The organism is Stenotrophomonas maltophilia (assembly GCF_047782825.1).
Lineage (GTDB): Bacteria > Pseudomonadota > Gammaproteobacteria > Xanthomonadales > Xanthomonadaceae > Stenotrophomonas.
Genome location: NZ_CP180589.1, coordinates 3322501 through 3325000 on the forward strand (window position 1 = coordinate 3322501; position 2500 = coordinate 3325000).

Below are 2500 nucleotides of genomic sequence, written 5' to 3' on the forward strand. Positions count from 1 at the left end.
AAGGCTAAATACTACTGACCGACCGATAGTGAACCAGTACCGTGAGGGAAAGGCGAAAAGAACCCCGGAGAGGGGAGTGAAATAGATCCTGAAACCGTGTGCGTACAAGCAGTAGGAGCTCCGCAAGGAGTGACTGCGTACCTTTTGTATAATGGGTCAGCGACTTACTGTTCGTGGCAAGCTTAACCGTATAGGGGAGGCGAAGGGAAACCGAGTCTGATAAGGGCGCATAGTCGCGGGCAGTAGACCCGAAACCGGGTGATCTAGTCATGGCCAGGGTGAAGGTGCCGTAACAGGTACTGGAGGCCCGAACCCACGTCTGTTGCAAAAGACGGGGATGAGCTGTGATTAGGAGTGAAAAGCTAATCGAACCCGGAGATAGCTGGTTCTCCTCGAAAGCTATTTAGGTAGCGCCTCATATGTATCCTCTCGGGGGTAGAGCACTGTTATGGCTAGGGGGTCATCGCGACTTACCAAACCATTGCAAACTCCGAATACCGAGACGGACTGTATGGGAGACACACGGCGGGTGCTAACGTCCGTCGTGAAAAGGGAAACAACCCAGACCCACAGCTAAGGTCCCAAATTCACTGCTAAGTGGAAAACCATGTGGAAAGGCACAGACAGCCAGGAGGTTGGCTTAGAAGCAGCCACCCTTTAAAGAAAGCGTAATAGCTCACTGGTCGAGTCGGTCTGCGGGGAAGATTTAACGGGGCTAAGCAGTGAACCGAAGCTTGGGGTGCATACTTTGTATGCGCGGTAGAGGAGCGTTCCGTAAGCCGTTGAAGGTGGATTGAGAAGTCTGCTGGAGGTATCGGAAGTGCGAATGCTGACATGAGTAACGATAATGCGGGTGAAAAACCCGCACGCCGAAAGCCCAAGGTTTCCTTGCGCAACGTTAATCGGCGCAGGGTGAGTCGGCCCCTAAGGCGAGGACGAAAGTCGTAGTCGATGGGAAGCAGGTTAATATTCCTGCACCTCGCGTAAGTGCGATGGAGGGACGGAGAAGGTTAGGTGTACCAGGCGTTGGTTGTCCTGGGGAAAGGCGGTAGGTTTGGATCTTTGGCAAATCCGGGATCCTTTAAGACCGAGCACCGAGACGAGCCTTTATGGCGAAGTCACTGATACCACGCTTCCAGGAAAAGCTCCTAAGCTTCAGCTTACGCAGACCGTACCGTAAACCGACACAGGTGGGTAGGATGAGAATTCTCAGGCGCTTGAGAGAACTCGGGTGAAGGAACTAGGCAACATGGCACCGTAACTTCGGGAGAAGGTGCACCCTTTTTGGTGGCTCGTGCGAGCTATAGCTGAAGAGGGTCGCAGTAACCAGGCCGCTGCGACTGTTTATCAAAAACACAGCACTCTGCAAACACGAAAGTGGACGTATAGGGTGTGACGCCTGCCCGGTGCTGGAAGGTTAATTGATGGGGTCAGCCGCAAGGCGAAGCTCTTGATCGAAGCCCCAGTAAACGGCGGCCGTAACTATAACGGTCCTAAGGTAGCGAAATTCCTTGTCGGGTAAGTTCCGACCTGCACGAATGGCGTAACGACAGCGGCGCTGTCTCCACCCGAGACTCAGTGAAATTGAAATCGCTGTGAAGATGCAGCGTTCCCGTGGCAAGACGGAAAGACCCCGTGAACCTTTACTATAGCTTTACACTGAACGTTGAGTTCGTCTGTGTAGGATAGGTGGGAGGCTATGAAACTGTGGCGCTAGCTGCAGCGGAGCCATCCTTGAAATACCACCCTGTCGTGCTTGACGTTCTAACCTGGGCCCATTATCTGGGTCGGGGACCGTGTATGGTGGGTAGTTTGACTGGGGCGGTCTCCTCCTAAAGAGTAACGGAGGAGCTCGAAGGTACGCTCAGCGCGGTCGGACATCGCGCACTGTGTGCAAAGGCATAAGCGTGCTTGACTGCAAGATCGACGGATCAAGCAGGTAGGAAACTAGGACTTAGTGATCCGGTGGTTCTGTATGGAAGGGCCATCGCTCAACGGATAAAAGGTACTCCGGGGATAACAGGCTGATACCGCCCAAGAGTTCATATCGACGGCGGTGTTTGGCACCTCGATGTCGGCTCATCACATCCTGGGGCTGTAGTCGGTCCCAAGGGTATGGCTGTTCGCCATTTAAAGTGGTACGCGAGCTGGGTTCAGAACGTCGTGAGACAGTTCGGTCCCTATCTGCCATGGGCGTTGGAGATTTGAGAGGGGCTGCTCCTAGTACGAGAGGACCGGAGTGGACGAACCTCTGGTGTTCCGGTTGTCACGCCAGTGGCATTGCCGGGTAGCTATGTTCGGAAGCGATAACCGCTGAAAGCATCTAAGCGGGAAGCGCGCCTCAAGATGAGATCTCCCGGGGCACAAGCCCCCTGAAGGAACCATATAGACTATGTGGTTGATAGGTCAGGTGTGTAAGTACAGCAATGTATTGAGCTAACTGATACTAATGATCCGTGTGGCTTGACCATATAACCTCAAGTTGCCTTGGCTTTACGAC

The 2500-nt window shown here is 53.6% G+C and carries 1 rRNA gene (cut by a window edge); it reads left to right on the top strand.

The window, feature by feature from the left end:
• Positions 1–2471 (top strand): 23S ribosomal RNA (locus ACM2ZB_RS15425) (it extends 407 nt beyond the left edge of the window).
• Positions 2472–2500: the final 29 nt, after the last annotated feature.